The 201-nt window shown below is 44.3% G+C and carries 1 pseudogene; it reads left to right on the forward strand.

Annotation, left to right across the window (positions count from 1 at the left end):
- Positions 1-201: pseudogene (locus EII32_RS11970) on the forward strand (IS5/IS1182 family transposase); the annotation flags it as partial.

Here is a 201-nt window from a genome sequence, read left to right on the forward strand (position 1 = left end):
AACCCGAAGTACAATGTATCGGCAAAGGCAAGGAACACAAGAAATACGAGTTTGGCAATAAGGTGTCCATTCTTCGCTCATGGTCGGGACTTATTCTTGGTGCATTCTCTTTCAGGAATGAATACGATGGTCATACCATACAAAAGACGTTGGAACAAACCCAAAGGATGACCGGGAAACATATTAATAACCCGGCGGCAG

The organism is Prevotella sp. OH937_COT-195 (genome assembly GCF_003932845.1).
In the GTDB taxonomy this organism is placed as follows: Bacteria; Bacteroidota; Bacteroidia; order Bacteroidales; family Bacteroidaceae; genus Prevotella.